At 61.3% G+C, this 15123-nt stretch carries 13 protein-coding genes; 6 read left to right on the top strand and 7 right to left on the bottom strand.

Features of this window, described 5'->3' with window-relative positions:
- Window positions 1-55: 55 nt before the first annotated feature.
- Both NE591_RS04055 and NE591_RS04050 read right to left on the bottom strand, forming a co-directional pair.
- On the bottom strand, window positions 56-1402 hold the full coding sequence (locus tag NE591_RS04055; protein ID WP_022741440.1) for an aminopeptidase C: 1347 nt from the start codon (window positions 1400-1402) through the stop codon (window positions 56-58).
- Between the two features lie 87 nt (window positions 1403-1489).
- Complete coding sequence (locus tag NE591_RS04050) at window positions 1490-2848, bottom strand: C45 family peptidase (protein WP_256156341.1); 1359 nt, start codon at window positions 2846-2848, stop codon at window positions 1490-1492.
- A 355-nt stretch (window positions 2849-3203) separates the two neighbouring features.
- Here NE591_RS04050 and rd point away from each other — a divergent pair, with 355 nt between their 5' ends.
- The 3 genes from rd to NE591_RS04035 all read left to right on the top strand — a co-directional run bounded on the left by rd (window position 3204) and on the right by NE591_RS04035 (window position 5593).
- Window positions 3204-3368 (top strand): rubredoxin, encoded by a 165-nt coding sequence (gene rd, locus NE591_RS04045; protein ID WP_114539008.1) that lies wholly within the window; start codon window positions 3204-3206, stop codon window positions 3366-3368.
- 144 nt (window positions 3369-3512) lie between these two features.
- The gene (locus NE591_RS04040) at window positions 3513-4835 is read left to right on the top strand and encodes an MFS transporter (RefSeq protein ID WP_157011899.1); all 1323 of its coding nucleotides are present in this window, start codon (window positions 3513-3515) and stop codon (window positions 4833-4835) included.
- 578 nt (window positions 4836-5413) lie between these two features.
- Entirely contained in the window at window positions 5414-5593 is a 180-nt protein-coding gene (locus NE591_RS04035) for a type II toxin-antitoxin system HicB family antitoxin (protein ID WP_256156340.1), read from the top strand.
- Window positions 5594-5715: 122 nt separating this feature from the next.
- On the opposite strand, the gene NE591_RS04030 is transcribed toward NE591_RS04035, so the two are convergent.
- Window positions 5716-6243 (bottom strand): hypothetical protein, encoded by a 528-nt coding sequence (locus tag NE591_RS04030; RefSeq protein WP_198160988.1) that lies wholly within the window; start codon window positions 6241-6243, stop codon window positions 5716-5718.
- Window positions 6244-6395: 152 nt separating this feature from the next.
- Window positions 6396-7214, bottom strand: coding sequence for an FAD-binding protein (locus NE591_RS04025; protein WP_227069421.1), 819 nt, complete (start codon window positions 7212-7214; stop codon window positions 6396-6398).
- On the opposite strand from NE591_RS04025, the gene NE591_RS04020 reads away from it, so the two are divergent.
- Complete coding sequence (locus NE591_RS04020) at window positions 7188-8603, top strand: helix-turn-helix transcriptional regulator (protein WP_227069420.1); 1416 nt, start codon at window positions 7188-7190, stop codon at window positions 8601-8603. The two genes, NE591_RS04025 and NE591_RS04020, sit on opposite strands and share 27 nt — an antisense overlap.
- Here NE591_RS04020 and NE591_RS04015 read toward each other — a convergent pair.
- Window positions 8557-9525 carry a LysR family transcriptional regulator gene (locus NE591_RS04015; RefSeq protein WP_198160986.1) on the bottom strand — a complete coding sequence of 323 codons (969 nt, stop codon included), beginning with the start codon at window positions 9523-9525 and terminating at the stop codon, window positions 8557-8559. The two genes, NE591_RS04020 and NE591_RS04015, sit on opposite strands and share 47 nt — an antisense overlap.
- 155 nt (window positions 9526-9680) lie before the next feature.
- On the opposite strand from NE591_RS04015, the gene NE591_RS04010 reads away from it, so the two are divergent.
- Window positions 9681-11612 (top strand): FAD-dependent oxidoreductase, encoded by a 1932-nt coding sequence (locus NE591_RS04010; RefSeq protein ID WP_157011890.1) that lies wholly within the window; start codon window positions 9681-9683, stop codon window positions 11610-11612.
- 158 nt (window positions 11613-11770) lie between these two features.
- Window positions 11771-13444, top strand: coding sequence for an FAD-binding protein (locus NE591_RS04005; protein WP_157011888.1), 1674 nt, complete (start codon window positions 11771-11773; stop codon window positions 13442-13444).
- A 39-nt stretch (window positions 13445-13483) separates the two neighbouring features.
- On the opposite strand, the gene NE591_RS04000 is transcribed toward NE591_RS04005, so the two are convergent.
- Window positions 13484-14167 carry a hypothetical protein gene (locus NE591_RS04000; protein ID WP_114538982.1) on the bottom strand — a complete coding sequence of 228 codons (684 nt, stop codon included), beginning with the start codon at window positions 14165-14167 and terminating at the stop codon, window positions 13484-13486.
- Complete coding sequence (locus NE591_RS03995; protein WP_114538981.1) at window positions 14168-15031, bottom strand: DUF364 domain-containing protein; 864 nt, start codon at window positions 15029-15031, stop codon at window positions 14168-14170.
- Window positions 15032-15123 lie beyond the last annotated feature (92 nt).

Genomic DNA, 15123 nt, shown 5'->3' with positions numbered 1-15123 from the left:
GGCCGACCTTGGGGCATCCCGTGCGGAACCCCTGCGGCCGGCGCCCGATTGCCGCTTAGGCGGAAACCGGGTTGAAGGTGTTCCAGAACGGCCACACGATGGGATCGGAGTCCAGCGCCTTCTGCATCTCGGGGCTCAGGCGATCCTTGCGGATGGCCACCTCGTAGACGAAGTTGTCGAACCACTCGTCGCTGCAGACGAAGTAGCCGTTGTTGCCAGTCTTCATGCCGTGGTTCTCGGTGCCCCAGGAGTTCTCGATCTTCCACTTCGTGGGCTTGCCGTCCTTGATATCGACGCCGGCGATGGTCATGGCGTGGGTCGGCAGGCTCTCGTGGGTGGCGAAGCGCTCGGCCTTGTTCATGGTGAACTTCACGCCGAACATGGCCTCAAGGTCGTACAGATCGAAGTCCATGACGCCGGCATTGCGATCGCAGTGCTGCAGCACATCGGAGCCGAACCAGACAGGCTCGCCGTCCTTCAGCGAGTCGATGACGTAACCCTTCAGCTCCTCCATCGGCACGTTCAGGTACAGATTGCGACGCTCGGGGATCTGATCGGAATCCTGGATGGCGTACATGCGGCCGTAGGGCTTGTCGTCGCCGGGCACGTTGATGACGCCGATGTAGTCGTCCAAGTTGATGGGCACGTACTTCTTCAGGAACTCCAACGGGGTGATGCCGAGGTCAGCATGGTAGTGGCCCTTGGCATCGTTGTAGGTGAAGTCGAACTTCTGCACCGGCTCACCGAAGCACACGGCCAGCACGCGGTACACCTCGTTGAGCATTTCCTCCTGGACGGCCTTCGTGTCCTTGTCCTCCTGGGCCATGGTGCGCAGCTTCAGGGCGTCCTGGCGCAGCAGGTGCGAGAGCACCGTGTTCAGCTCGGCGGTGTTGTTGGTGCAGTGGGTCTCGGCCTGGGCCTCGTGCGGCACAACGCCGTACTTCTTCACCAGGGCGCATACCATATCCCAATCGCCGCCGTCGGCCATGGGCGTCGTGAACAGCCAGTCGACCTCGCGGTCATCCAGCGGCTTGTCAGCCGTGGCCACCGCGTGCTCGAGGAACCAAGCAGCGCGCTCAAGCTTGTTGAAGAACGCCAGGTAGGCCTGGGACAACTCGAAGGTGCCCTTCGGCAGATCCAGCTCCTTCTCAATGTGGAAGCGCAGCACGTTTAAGCAGGCGAACATCCAGCAGCGGCCCGACATCTTCTGGTTGGCCACGGCCTGGTCGTCCACGTCGATGGAAAACGCGAAGTTCTTGGGGCTCATGCGCTTGAGCACCTCCACGCTTTCCGCCGACTCCAGAATGCCGTTCTTGGTCACCGCACGCTGGGCCACGTGCTGGGTTTCGGCCTTCTTGTAGGATTCGGCCATCTTCGCGATTTGTTCCTTTGAGATTTCCATAATCTATGCTCCTTATCCTCGATTGGTTAGCGATGATCTATATGGAAGGAACGCGGCGCCGTGGAAAAGCGCCGGTTCGAATTCCCTTTAGTTGAAGAGCGTCCAAGGCTGAGTCGGGCGATCTTCCAGGTAGCCGTCCATCCACTTCCACAGCGGGTGCTGGTCCATGAAGTCGCGGGCGTTGAACTCCACGCCGTCGGCGCGGCCGTAGCGGCCCCACATCTTCAGGTGCTTCACGTCGTCGGGGCCAGCGGCCTTGGCGTCGCAGGAGCCGGCCGGGTAGAACGGGATGTTCCACACGGCATCGGGGTCGTCGGCGTAGTACTGCGGATCCACGTCGTAGTGCGAGCAGATGTCGCGGCTCGACGGGCAGTTGTAGCCGAGGTACACGTCGTAGGTGTCGGCGAGCATCTTCTTCACGACTTCCAGGTCGATCTTGCCGTAGTACTGATCGATGAGCTCCATCCAGCGCTGGCGACGGGCGCCGGTCTGCTGGCGCGGATCGTTGAAGCCGTTGTCCTTGCATTCCAGGTTGCGGATGCGCGGGTCGAACACGGCGTTGCAGCCGAAGTACGCGCCGTCGAAGGTGCGCTCGAGGCTCGTGAATTCCAGGCCCTGCTCGAAGCGGGCGATCTCGCCGGTGTTGTGGTCGGCAATGAGCCAGGCGTTGGCGTAGCCGCCGTTGTTGCCTTTGTTCAGGCGCTCGACGAACTCGTCGATGGTGGCCGCGTACTGCACGGCGTCGCGGATGCGCACCCACTCGGGCATGCCCGCGTCGTCGTAGCGGTCGAAGCCGGCCAGGGTGGTCTCGGTGATGTTCAGGCCCGCGGCGGTCACGTAGAAGTCGGTCATGGACGAGAGCATGCACGGCGCCGAGGCCTGCATGATGAAGGCATAGCCGTCGTCGGGCTCCACGCGCTTGCAGATATTGAAGTACTGGCCGCTCCAGAACTCGTCGAAGCTCTCATGGCCCAGGTAGGGCTTGCCGTCCACCGTGGCCGAGCCGGTGGCCACGATGGCGGAGCAATGCTCCTTGCGGTGGGTCTTCATGAGCGGACGGCTCATGATCTTGCCGGCGTTCTGGGGCCACCAGTAGCCGGTGATCTCCATCCAATCGTTCCACGCGATCATGTCGTCGGTGGTGGTGGGGATGCCGGCAGCCGTCAGGCCCTCGGCCATGCCGCGCAGCTCTTCGAACCAGCGGGTGGGAATCTTGTCGCGGTGCAACTTCAGCGCCTGCTCGGCGAACCACTCGTAGGTCATACCGAAGGTTTCCAGGGTCATGAACTTGTACACGCGCAGGGCGTCTTTGTACTCGTCGGCCAGAAGGTAGCCCTCCTGGAAGCCGCACTCGTAGGGGGTGCCCTTCACCTTGATATGCTGCCAGCCGTTGATCTTCTGCAGCTGGGCATGATCGATGATCGATTGCTGCTCTTGAGTGACCATTGTCGTCTTCCTTTCCAGGGTGCGCCGGGGCGGGCGGGCTTGCGGACAGCTCCCTTGAGCCGTCCTGCGGGCGAGCTTCAACGCACGAACTCGCGGATTCGTTTCATATCCTGCGCTCTTCCCCGGCGTTTTGGCGACGGGGGCGGTTTTCGTTGCTGCGCCGTTATAGATTAGTTTTCCGCTGATTTTCTAAGTTCTAGCTGGGTGTTTTCCCGAGCCTCATCGCGTCCTTTCGCGAGCGCAACACAGGATCGTCGATTCACCGAATGGTTTCAGATCGGATGCCCGCCTGCGCGGAAACGCTGCCTGTGGGAGGATACGCATGTTGCAACCATTCGACGACTGGGAGGTTCCCATGGACAAGTACATTTGCGACGTATGCGGCTACATCTACGACCCCGAGGTGGGCGACCCGGACGGCGGCATCGCGCCGGGCACGGCCTTCGAGGATATTCCCGACGACTGGGTATGCCCCGTCTGCGGCGTCGGCAAGGACGACTTCTCACTGTACGAGGGTTAGCCTACGGCAAAACCTATAGCCCACTCGAACTGCAAGGGCGTCCCTTTGGGTCGCCCTTTCCCTTTCTTCTTGCCCTTTTTTCTGCGCCCGCTAAACTGAAGGTGGCTGGCAGCTCATAAGGAACGCGATCTCGAGGGGAGAGCCATGTCCCACGCAACGCCGCACCGTCTGCTGTACTTCTTCGTCGCCTTCGTGCTGCTCATGTTCTTCGGGCTCATCTATGCCTGGTCGCTGTTCGTCGACCCACTGGAGGCGGAATTCGGCTGGGATCGCTCGGCCACCTCGGTGGTATTCACGCTCTCTATCATCACCTTCTGCGCCGGCATGCTCGTAGCGGGCGCGCTGGAAGAGCGCACCTCGCCGCGCACGGTCATGCTCATAACCGCCACCTGCCTGGGACTCGGGCTTATCGCCTCGGCCTTCACCGAATCGCTGCCCTTCATTTACGCCACCTACGGCGTGCTGGTCGGGGCCGGCGTAGGTCTTGGCACCGATGTGGTCATGTCCGTCACGCTGAAGTGGTTCCCCGACAAGCAGGGCCTGGCCTCCGGTGCTATGCTCATGGGCTTCGGCGGCGGCACCATGCTGCTGTCCCCCGTTGTCACCACGATGCTGGGCGCGCTCGGGTGGCGTCTGACCTTCGGAGCGCTGGGAGTCATTTTCGTCGTGCTGGTGGGGGCCGGCGCCTTCATCATGAAGCTGCCGACGCCGGAATATGTTCGCCCTCTTCTGGAAAAGGCGCGGCAGAACGCCACCGTGGCGGCCGTCGACATGACGGGTGGCCAAATGGTGCGTACGCCCACGTTCTGGGTGTTCATGGTGTATCTGATGCTCGTCACCTGCGGCGGTCTGGCGCTCATCAGCCAAGCAGTGCCGGCGGCCATGGAGTTGCTCATGGGCGCTGGAGCAGCAGCGAGCGGGGCAGCGAGCGCGGGGGCGGGAGCGAGCGGGGCAGCGGCGGCTGGCGCGGGCGTCAGCGCCGCGCTGCCCGAGGCCGAGGCGCTTATGCTGGCTACCGCGGCCATGGGCAGCGTGTCAGCCATGAACGGACTCGGGCGCCTCATCAACGGATTCATCTGGGACAAGTTCGGCTACCGCGTGTGCCTCACTTGGATCGCCGTGGCCTTCGCCGCGGGCATGCTCTGCTGCGCCTTCGCCATGATGGGCAGCAACTTCCCGCTGCTCGTCGCCGGATTCATGTTGCTCGGCCTCATGTACGGTGGGAATATGTGCTCGATGTCGGCCATGGTGGGCACCTTCTTTGGGCCGAAGTACTACGGCATCAACTACGCCATCGCCACCTGCCAGATGATCCCGGCCGCCATCGTAGGTCCGCAGATTCTCGCCCTCTCGCAAATGGGATCGGGCAGCTACCTCGGCGCCTTCTGGGTCTTCTTCGGCGTGGCCATTGCGGCCCTTATCGTTTCGCTGTTCATCAAGCCTCCGAAGAACAATAGGGCCGCCTAGAGGCCCGGGAGGGGAACCAGAGCGGCCCTCGCCTCTCGCGATTGGGCCTCCCACCCGCGCACGACCCCGTCGTCTCCTTCGTTGCATCCCCGAGAACTCCGCACGGCTTCCAAATTGAGTCGCCGCTCGTGCACGCCTCGCGTCGCCCTCGCCAATTGGCCAAAAATCGCGCGCGGACTGCTATTTTCGAGGGATTCTCCTCGGGGTCCGCTGTCCCGGGCTCGTACACCCCTTTGCAGCGGCATTCTGAACTGGGGAAACTCAGCTCGAGGATGACGCCGATCCCGAGATTGCGACCCCACGGCACAGCTGGCGCGGGGTTTTTGGCCAGAAAGCGCCAAACGTGCCTCCCCGCATACAGCTCGCGCGCCTTTTTTGGCCAGCGATGACCCGTCCGTACAGCTCGCGCGCGGTTTTGGCCAGCGGCGATACGACGCGCGATGGGTTCCCAATCCGCGAATGTTCCATCCCAGCGCTTGCGGCTTTTCATTTTCGCATGGCCCCATTACCTCAAACGCGACGCAACTGCGGTCTGCGCGAGGAATGAACCGAGAATTTCCTGCGTCATAGTTGCGGTCGTGAGCACCGTTCTAGAGGACATGGCCGAGAGCGGCGAAGAAGCGCCCACCCCTCTGGCCAGTCGCACCTATTCGGGTAAGTTCGCGTTGCGCATCCCGCCCGAGAAGCATCGCGAGCTCGCCATCGAAGCTGCCGAGCAGCATGTCTCGCTCAACCAACTCGTGGTGTCGCGACTTTGAGTTGCGCGTCTGGCGGCACGCGCTTGGGAGATCACAAGCCCATGCCGTTCGCAGGACCATGAAAGCGGCAGGCTCACGAGCACGCGGATTCGCAGAGCTCGCTAGCTCGCGAGCCTTGCCTTCTATCGATCCTTATTCGAGCACAGCAGCAAGATGCCGGCCACCAGCGAGCAGAAGATGAGAGTGCACACGCCGAAGGCGACGGTGTTGGCCTTGGTGCCCTTGTAGATGCCCCAGGAGATGACCGACATGGGAATCATCCACGCCAGCGGGATGATGAGCCAACACGAGCCCACCAGCGACAGGATGCAGAAGATGAACGCCACAAGGCGCAGATTGCGGTCGGTGTCGGTCATCGGGTAAAGAGCTGCAGGGGCCGCCGGGGCCACGGGCTGGGCGTACACCTGCTGGTAGGCCGGCTGCGGCTGCTCGTAGGTGGCCTGATAGGGCTGCTGGTAGGTTTGCTGGGCCTGATAGGGGTCATAGCCCTGGCCGGCGCCGTAGGGTTGCTGCGCCTGGTAGGGGTCGTAAGCCTGCTGAGCGGTTTGGTCGGTGTCGTAGGACTGCGCGGCCTGCCCCTGGCCCTGCGCGTTGTCGAAAGCCTGGGGCGGCTCGGGCATGGTGCTGAAGGGATTCTGCTGGTCAGTCATGGGAGATACCTCCTGTTTCGAAATGTCATGCTGCCAGTATAGCCCCTTCTCCGCCCCCCACGCCTTACGAATCGACTTTCATTGTTGTAAGAGAAACGAGAGCCCGCGTGTCGGCGGGCTCTCGAGGGGAGGGTGTGGGTATGGAAACGTCGCTACAGGCTCGCTACGTGCTTGCCGGCGAGATAGCCGCCGGTGATGGCGCGGCCGATGGAAAGCCCCAGCACGTCCATCGGGTAGTCGACGCCGCCGTAGAAGCAGCCGGACACGTTGCCCACGGCGAACAGGCCGTCGATGGGCGTGTGCTCGTCAGCTTTCATCACTTGGTTGTCGGCGTTAATGAGCAGGCCGCCGATGATGGCCGAAAGTCCCATACCGAACTCGTGGGGCACCACGATGAACGGCGGGGTGTCGATGGCGCGCATGAACGTGGAGTTCTTGCCGAAGTCGTCATCGGAGCCCTTGGCACAAAGCTCGTTGTAGCGATCCACCGTTTTCTGCACGGCTGCGGCGTCCAACTCGTAGGCGCCCGATTCCGTATCGGCGGCCATGGCGGCGCAGGCCTCCTCGATGGTGTTGCCCTCGTAGAACCACTTGCAGTTCGAGGCGTCGATCTCCGGGTCGATGGCCTTCCACTCCGCAATCTGGTCCTGCCACTTCGCGTCCACGATGGTGTACAGGTTGCCCGCCTTGGCGTCGCCGCCGGCCTCGTGGATGTACTCGCGCACATAGTTGTTCAGGTAGCCCTGCATGGGGCCCTCGCACATAAAGCGCTCGCCCTTGGCGTTCACCAGCAGATGCGGCGTATCCACACGGCCCACGCGGGCGTCATGGATCATCTTGGTGTGCGTCGTCGGCTCAATCTCGCCGCCGGCCCACACACCCATCTTGTGGCCGTCGCCGGTGCGGTTCATCTGGCAGGGCGGAAGCGAGAAGGGGATAACGCCATGGCCCATGATGGCACGGACAAACACTCACTCACCGATCTTCTCGATATGCCGCTCGCCTTTCTCGGCTTCGCCCTGTGGCGCGCCTGGGTGTCGCTCGCCTATGCAAACCCGGCCGCGCCCATGCCCGTCAGCGGCACCGCCGGCCAGTTCGCCTACGATGTGGTGCTCGCCGGCAGCGCTATCGTCATCGCCCTGCTCTCCAGCCGCATCGCGCCTTTGGCCGGGCGACGCTGGGTCTATGGGACCATCGCTCTTCTGCTTGGGTTCTCCGTGGCCGCGAACGTGGCGGCTCTGGCACTGCCCGCAACCACCGACGCCCTTGTTGCGCCAGCAACCCTGGCCGGCGGCATCGGCTCGGCGCTTCTCATTCTGCTGTGGTGCGAAATCTACAGCTGCCTCAGTCCTACCCGCGTGGCGCTGTACTACGCGCTCGCCATCATCGGTGGAGTCGTGCTCACCTTTGCGCTTCAGGGCTTCAGCGATGAGTACCTTTACGGGGCGCTGCTCGTGCTGCCAGCGCTTTCGGCGGCCTTGGCCCATCGCTCCTACCGACTCTACGTCCCGGCAGAAGATCGGCCCATCGCCGCCAACCGTCGGCTCATTCCCTGGAAGTTCTTCCTTATCCTCGCCCTCTTCGAGCTGGTGGCCAGCTACAGCTCCGCCCATATTCGCAGCGCCTACCCCCTGCTGGTCGGCTCCCATTCCACCGCGACCACCTTGGTCGGCGGTCTTGTGCTGTTCGCGTGGGTGTGGTGGTTCTCTAACCGACTGCCCTTGTCCGCCTTGTACCGGGCGCCGGTCATCCTCCTTTGCTGCGGGCTCCTCATCGTGCCGCTATTCGGCCTTGGCGGCAATTTGGCCGGCAGTTTCTGCACAGCCCTGGGCGTGATGCTCTTCAACGCCATCGTGTTTCTGTTCCTCTGCGACATCTCCAAGCGCTTCGGCGTGAGTGCGCTTCTGCTGTTCGGCATCGAGGAGTCGCTGATTCTCGTGAGTTGGGTCGGCCGCGAGGGGGCGCTCCTCTTCGATGGATCCGGCCTGTTCGGAGGCACGGGACCGGCCATCGGTGCCGTAGTCGCCATTGCGGCCATTGTGGCGGTGGCAACTCTCGTGCTTAACGAACGCGAGATCGGCGAGCGCTGGGGCATCGCCTTCATGGGCAAACGACCACCCGAGGAGAACGAGCGCACGCGTCTGGCGCGTCGCTGCGCCACCGTGGCCGAAGCGCGCCGCCTCACGCCACGCGAACGGGAGGTGATGGAGCTGCTTGCTCAGGGCAAGTCGCTTTCCGGCGTGGCCCACGAACTCATCATCGCCGAGGGCACCGCGAAGGCCCACACCCGCCACATCTACGAGAAGCTCGGCATCAATACCCGTCAAGAATTGCTCGATTTGCTGATGACGGAGCAGTAGCAAGGTCTCCGGCGCGCTCCCCCGACAACAAGACAAATTGCTCGGCATATTCGAAAAATTTGGTCAGCGCAGGGCTCAAGCGATCTGTGCGAAAAAAGAAGCACAGTGGGAAAGAGATGTCCTCTTCCTCAAGGGGGATCGCCCGCAGGTAATCCCTATGAGGAAACTGCAGCGACGCAGGCGTAAGGGCATATCCTTTGCATTCGCTCAGCTTAAGCCCGAGCGTCTCAATCTGCTCAGTACGTCGTATGTCGCAGGGAGCACAACCGCGCTGCGTAAAAAATCTCAATATCTCTTCGTTCATGCGGCTGAATCCTTCGGCCCGATCGTCGAGAACCACCAAAGGCTCACCAGCAAGCTGCTCCAACGCTAGCGTCTCGCATCCCGCCAACGCATTGTCTTCATGAATCGTTGCCACAATTCTCTCACGAAGAAACAACCTCATGTTCATCGGGGGCTTCAGTTCCGTGGGAAGCCCGATACCAAAGGCAAGATCGCACCGGCCCTCCTCCACCGCGCTCAAACCCACAACAGGAGGATTCGATTCCAACTTGACACGAAGAGCAGATTGCTCGAGGGAGAGAAACGCCAACAACGACTCAAGATAACACGGTATCCAAAAATCCGGACAGCTCAGTCGTATGACTGGCACATCCTCCGCGAGTCGACCAAGCTCATCAAGCACATGAGTGTAATGGGCCTGCATGGCAGAGAAGTCGGCAATAACCGCTCGTCCCGCATCGGTCAGCTCCACTTTGCGAGTCGTACGATTAAATAGCCGAGCCCCCAGCGCCCGCTCCACAGCGTCAACGTGACGGCTCACAGCCGAATGAGACATGTGCAGCCTTCGCGCCGTCTCCGTGTAGCTGAGTGTTTCCGCCAGCACGAGCAACTCGGGCATATATTCCATGTTGAGCACCACAACCCCCTGATCCCCTTTGTCGTTGTAGCGAATTGTACGGTTTGTGCACAAATCACGCAACAACTTGCAAAAGACCCTCGGGCGAACCGATCCCATAATGAACGACAGCAGGGGCGAGGGCGTCTCGCCGACAAGATTCGAACATAGGAGGGAACATGGGACACGGAAAGAACCACGTCATCGATCGCAGACGGTTTGTGCAAGCAAGCTCGGTCGCAGCGGCAGCTCTGGCCTTAGGCGCGACGGGATGCGCTTCGTCACACCCCGTCGCAGAGACGGGCGGCACGACAACTCAATTTGTCGCAGGAACCTACCAGGCCACGGCACTCGGCAAGAAGAGCGATATCACCGTCGAGGTCGTCTTCTCCGACACTGCCATCGACAGCGTCCGCGTCGTCGATCACGGAGAAACCGAACGCATCGCCGCACCGGCGTTTGAGAAGATCCCTGAGATCATCGTATCATCACAATCACTCGCCGTCGACGCGGTGACAGGAGCGACGCTTTCATCCCTCGCGCTGCTCTCGGCCGTAGAAGACTGCGCGCGTCAAGCCGATGGCGACGTGAGCGCTTTGAAGCGTGCGGAGGTTCCCAAAGAGCAGCCAACCGACGAGGAGATCGAATGCGACCTCGCCGTCATAGGCGCCGGCATTTCTGGAATGGCATCTGCACTAGCAGCTGCTCAGCAGGGAGCGAAGGTCGTCGTGTTCGAGAAGTCCTCGAGCATGGGCGGCAACGCCCTCGTGAGTGGCGGTTTCATCGAGTATGCCAACGCACCCGAAGAATTACGCGTCGAAGTGAACGACGGCTACCTGAAGATCTTCCAAGAAGTTCTTCAGTTCAATCGAGACGCCGGGCTTGACGCCTCTCTGGTAGATGAGGTGCAGCAACAATGGGACGACTACTACGCAAACGGGAACACCAAACTCTTTAGCTCGCCCGAATTCCTTGCGCTGCAACTCTGCATGCTTGAGGGCAACACCTACGACTTCCAACACACTTATGCAACGGATGTGGAGGGGGGCACGGCATGGCTCGACACCATGCAGTTTCCCTGGATGCCACTCGTCGCAATTCCCGGTTATTCTTGGGCGCATTTCTCGGGTTCCTCAGAAGACGTGAATGGAGAAGGCTATTTCAACGTGTTCGAACGAGAGATGGAAGGACTCGATCTTCGCATCCTGTTCGCCACGCCGGCAACCGAGCTCATCACTGAAAGCGGTCGCGTGACTGGCGTCATTGGCAGCAGCGCAAACGGCAGCACGTACACCGTGCGCGCTAAAGACGGTGTCGTTATCGCCTCTGGAGGCTATGCCGACAACCAGGATATGCTGAAAGAGCACGACAAGATGTGGAACTGGAAAGATCTCGACACCTTCCACTGCGACAACAACTACGGACACACTGGAGACGGCATCCGCATGGCCACAGAAGCAGGCGCCGCCTTCGCCGAATTGCCCTTTAACCAGATGGTCTTCCCCTTCGTGGACACCGTGCTCTACGCCACCGAAACAACCGTCGGAACCACCAATGAGAGCATCTACGTGAACAAGGCCGGCAAACGCTTCTGCGACGAGGGCGGCAGTCGAACTGACATGACGATCGCCCTGATGGAGCAGGATGGGGGTGTGGGTTTCCAGGTGGTCGACCACGACAGCTCCATGATCACGGACGGCAAGACCCACACAGGCATGGACGTCGAGTACGCCATTGAGCGGGGCATCCTCTACCGCGCCGACACACTTGAAGAACTGGCGGGCCTCATGGGCGTCGACGAGGCGACATTCCTGAAAACTGTCGACGATTACAACGAGATGACTCGTACTTTCAACGACCCAGAATTCGGCCGATCCAGCTTCGGGCCCAATGCCCCCCTGGATAATCCTCCATTCTATGCATCACCCCGCACCTGGGCGATGCATATCACGATGGACGGCATCTCGACCGACTCATCTCACCGCGCGCTCGATGCGGCCGGAAATGTTGTACCGGGACTCTACGTTGTGGGCGAAGCAGCTTGCGGCGGCCGCGGTGTCGGATCGCTCGGCGCAGGCTATGCGGTGGCGCAATCAATCTACAACGTCTAAGAACACGCGTTACGATAGATCAAGCCCTCCCCTCCCTGGTCGGGCGGGTAAAACCGCCCGACCGTTTTTTAAACAGCAACAAGCTCAGTGCGGACTTGAGCTCCAAAGGCTTTTGCCGCGCAATCCCACACTTTCATGGAGAAAAGGAAGGAACTGAAATGGACAATAATGGACTTGTAAGCCGCAGAGGGTTTTTGGCAGGTAGCGCCTTCGCGGGAGCCGGCGCCTTGTTCGGCCTTGCAGGATGCGCCCCGCAGACTGCGGATCCCCTAGCAAACACTTCGCCTGAGGCGGGATCGCAAGATTCCTCGGACTGGATCGGAGATGCCCCGAACATCTCCGATGATGAGATTGTCGAAACCATTGACACGGAGTTTTTGGTGATCGGCGCTGGCACGGGCGGTCTTTTTGCGGCCTGCGCTGCTGGAGATGCCGGCATGGAAACCTTCGTCATGGAGAAGTTCAACGGTGGCGTCGTGCGTGACGATCTTGCAGGCGTCAACTCTCGCTTGCAGCAGGAGAGTGGCTATGAAATCGACGCAATTGGTTATTTGCGAGATATGGATCATTACGCTGCGGGCCAATGCAATCTCGCGTTACACAAGGTCTGGCTTGAGCGATCGGGCGAGACCATCGACTGGTACGAAAGCGTTCTCTCCTCTTACGGTATCGCGCTTTGGCATGAGGCTGCCGAGGAAAAGCATGAAGTCAACTACCGACATTGGGCTACAGGGCATTCTCCCGCCTGGCCAGTCGATGGATCGCTCGACGGGTTCACTGTGCTGACTGACTACGCAGAGAAGACGGGCCATGTAACGTTCCGCTACCAAACGCCCATGGTGAGCCTCACCGTCGAAAACGATCGCGTGACCGGTGCCATAGGGCAGGGCGCTGACGGCTACATTCGCGTCAACGCAAGCAAGGGCGTTCTTGTATGCACAGGCGGTTACGCCGCGAATCTCGACCTTCTTAAGCAGCTCCAGCCTCACACGACCAGCATTTACGCTTACAACTCAGCGCAGCCGGGCTGTGAGGGAGACGGCATAAAGGCGTGCCTTCGCGTTGGGGCAAAAATGGACGAAACACACTCTAGCATGCTTTTCGACCGAGCAAGCGTTCCCGCCGACTCCCTGGGAGGCGCCGACTGTGGTACTGCCATGGTATTCTGGATGGGAAGCCAACCCTGGTTGAAAGTCAATCTCAATGGCGAGCGCTTCTGCAACGAGTCCGGCACCTATGACTTCATCCTGCACGCCGATGCATCGCAACCAGGAAATATCCACGTGTGCCTCTGGGATGCAGACTGGCAGACCTACGCTCAACAGTTCGACATGCATGGCTGCTCGCGCATGTTCCCCTTTGATAATGGAGCGGCTCCGAACCTGCCCATCGAAGTGGTGACGGCCATGAACGAGGAGGCACTTAAAGCCGGACACATTCAGCAAGCCGACACCATCGAGGAGCTCGCCGAAAAGCTTGGTCTTCCTGCAGAAGCCCTCGCGAAAACGGTGGAACGAAACAACCAGAATTACGACAACCAGCGCGATGACGACTTCGGCAAGGAACCATTCCGGCTTTCCCCTGTACGCAAACCTCCCTTCTTCGGCGTACGTACCACAGGCGCTTTGCTATGCACCATGGACGGTATCGTGATAAACACCCAAGGTCAAGCACTGCGCGAAGATGGAAGCGCCATTGAAGGCCTGTATGTCACAGGCAACGATTCTGGAGGATACTATTCCATGACTTATCCGAACCTGTCGACCGGCAACGCTTGCGGCAGGACAGTAACTTTCGCACGAATGATTGCTCAGAATCTGGCTGCCCAGTAGCCATCTCGACCAAAACCCGTCTTGTCGAGCCGCTGTCCCTTACGCCCCAAACTCACAGGCGGACAGGATAACGGCTCGACCTGTATCATCGGGAGAAATGCGGCAGCGGTCAGGCCACGCTTCGGCAAGGAGGGCCTCGGTGTCGTCGAGCAGATAATCGCGCACGACGGCCAACGCATGGGGGAAGACCGGCGTTGGGCCCTGGGCAAGCAGGGCCATGGCCGAGGTAAGGCCGCCACCACGCCAGATTTCCAAGCGGCCCAGCTCGTCCACGATGAGGAGGCCGGGAGCGCGGGAGGGATCCTTCGACTCTGCACCTTCGGCACTCCGCTCGGAATGCGGTTTGGCACCGACGGGCGCAGCCGCGCTGGCGTGCGCGGTGATCTCGTCGAAGTGGGCGTTCACGCGGTCGATAGCAGCGTCGTCGATGTGCCAGGCCAACTCCGCCTTCGCCGCCCGGCTCTCTTCGTCGAAGGTGCCGTCGGCTCGGGCCAAGTCACCCCGACGGGCGAAAGGGATGCGCTCGCCGCTGGGCAGAAGCACGTTGTCGATGCCCAGCTTCTCGAAGCCGTTCGCATCGGCGTGCGGCCCCGTCGAGGGCACCCACTGCCCGGGAGCAAGCACGCCGGCGCAGGGCACCCCGAAAGCGCCCAGCTCCGCCACCAGCGATTCCAGCCAGCGCGTCTTTCCTATTTGCACCTCGCCCGTGAGAAGAAACAGCACCTATGCCTCCGGATTGCGCAGGGCGGCCATGGTCAGCGCCTCGCCGAAGAACTGGCCGGCGCCGTTCTTGACGGCGAAGCGAGCCTTGTCGGGGTCGGCCACCACGCTGCCGGCCAGCATGTCCACGCCCCAGCGGAAAAGAAACGGCGCCATGACCACACTGGGCCCCACGAACACCGTCGTGGCGTTCGCCGCTAAATCCAGCAGGCGCGGGGCCGTCTTGTTGATGAGGGTCACGCCGGTCATGAACAGATAGTCGGCGCCGGGGATCACGTACTCGCAAGCCGGGTCGGGTACATCGCCCGCCTGAGAGCACTTGCGCTCCAGCACCGTCAGACGCGCGTACTCCTCGATGCGCTCCACATGGGGGAAGTGCCCCACCACGACCACGCGCGCATCCCCACCGGCGGTGCTGATCTGCGGACGGTACATTTCGAAAGCGTCCATCTTCCGGATGGTGCCGTCGGGTACCTCCACCGCCGCATCGTAGGTGCACCCCAACGGATCCAGCAGCGACCGCTGGGAGTACCAGGCGTTCAGCGCCGCCACGCCCAGGCTCGCCTCCTCGAAGCACCAGGACTTAGAAAGCTCCGCCACCTCGCGCAGGGACATCCCTCTCAGGTCGCCCGTGTAGCCACGACGCGCGCCGCCGGTGGTGGTGAAGCTCACCCCCATGCCACTGTCGGCTTCCACGTAGGACCAGTGGGTACCCAGACAATAGTCGCGCACCACGACGTCCTCGGGAATGCCGGCGATCAGGTGGTTGTACAGCTTCCAGGGCGTATTCGGCTCGTTTGTGCCGGGAAACGCAATGGCCCCCGTCGCAACCCCCTTCGTGCAGCAGTCTTTCTCGGCGCAACCCATGGCTTTCGTCCTTTCTCAGATGATAGCGACCCGACATTCCGGGCGCTTTTGCTCAGTACTCATCCTACCGAATTGTTCTCTCTTGTAAATCA

This window comes from Adlercreutzia sp. DFI.6.23, assembly GCF_024462535.1.
GTDB lineage: Bacteria > Actinomycetota > Coriobacteriia > Coriobacteriales > Eggerthellaceae > Adlercreutzia > Adlercreutzia rubneri.
Note: the sequence above shows the minus strand (reverse complement) of the source record. Positions and strands in the feature narration are given on the sequence as shown.

Coding starts and splice junctions, on each gene's coding strand:
- NE591_RS04055 (WP_022741440.1), bottom strand. CDS start 1,402: ATGGAAATCTCAAAGGAACAAATCGCGAAGATGGCCGAATCCTACAAG.
- NE591_RS04050 (WP_256156341.1), bottom strand. CDS start 2,848: ATGGTCACTCAAGAGCAGCAATCGATCATCGATCATGCCCAGCTGCAG.
- rd (WP_114539008.1), top strand. CDS start 3,204: ATGGACAAGTACATTTGCGACGTATGCGGCTACATCTACGACCCCGAG.
- NE591_RS04040 (WP_157011899.1), top strand. CDS start 3,513: ATGTCCCACGCAACGCCGCACCGTCTGCTGTACTTCTTCGTCGCCTTC.
- NE591_RS04030 (WP_198160988.1), bottom strand. CDS start 6,243: ATGACTGACCAGCAGAATCCCTTCAGCACCATGCCCGAGCCGCCCCAG.
- NE591_RS04020 (WP_227069420.1), top strand. CDS start 7,188: ATGGCCCATGATGGCACGGACAAACACTCACTCACCGATCTTCTCGAT.
- NE591_RS04010 (WP_157011890.1), top strand. CDS start 9,681: ATGGGACACGGAAAGAACCACGTCATCGATCGCAGACGGTTTGTGCAA.
- NE591_RS04005 (WP_157011888.1), top strand. CDS start 11,771: ATGGACAATAATGGACTTGTAAGCCGCAGAGGGTTTTTGGCAGGTAGC.
- NE591_RS03995 (WP_114538981.1), bottom strand. CDS start 15,031: ATGGGTTGCGCCGAGAAAGACTGCTGCACGAAGGGGGTTGCGACGGGG.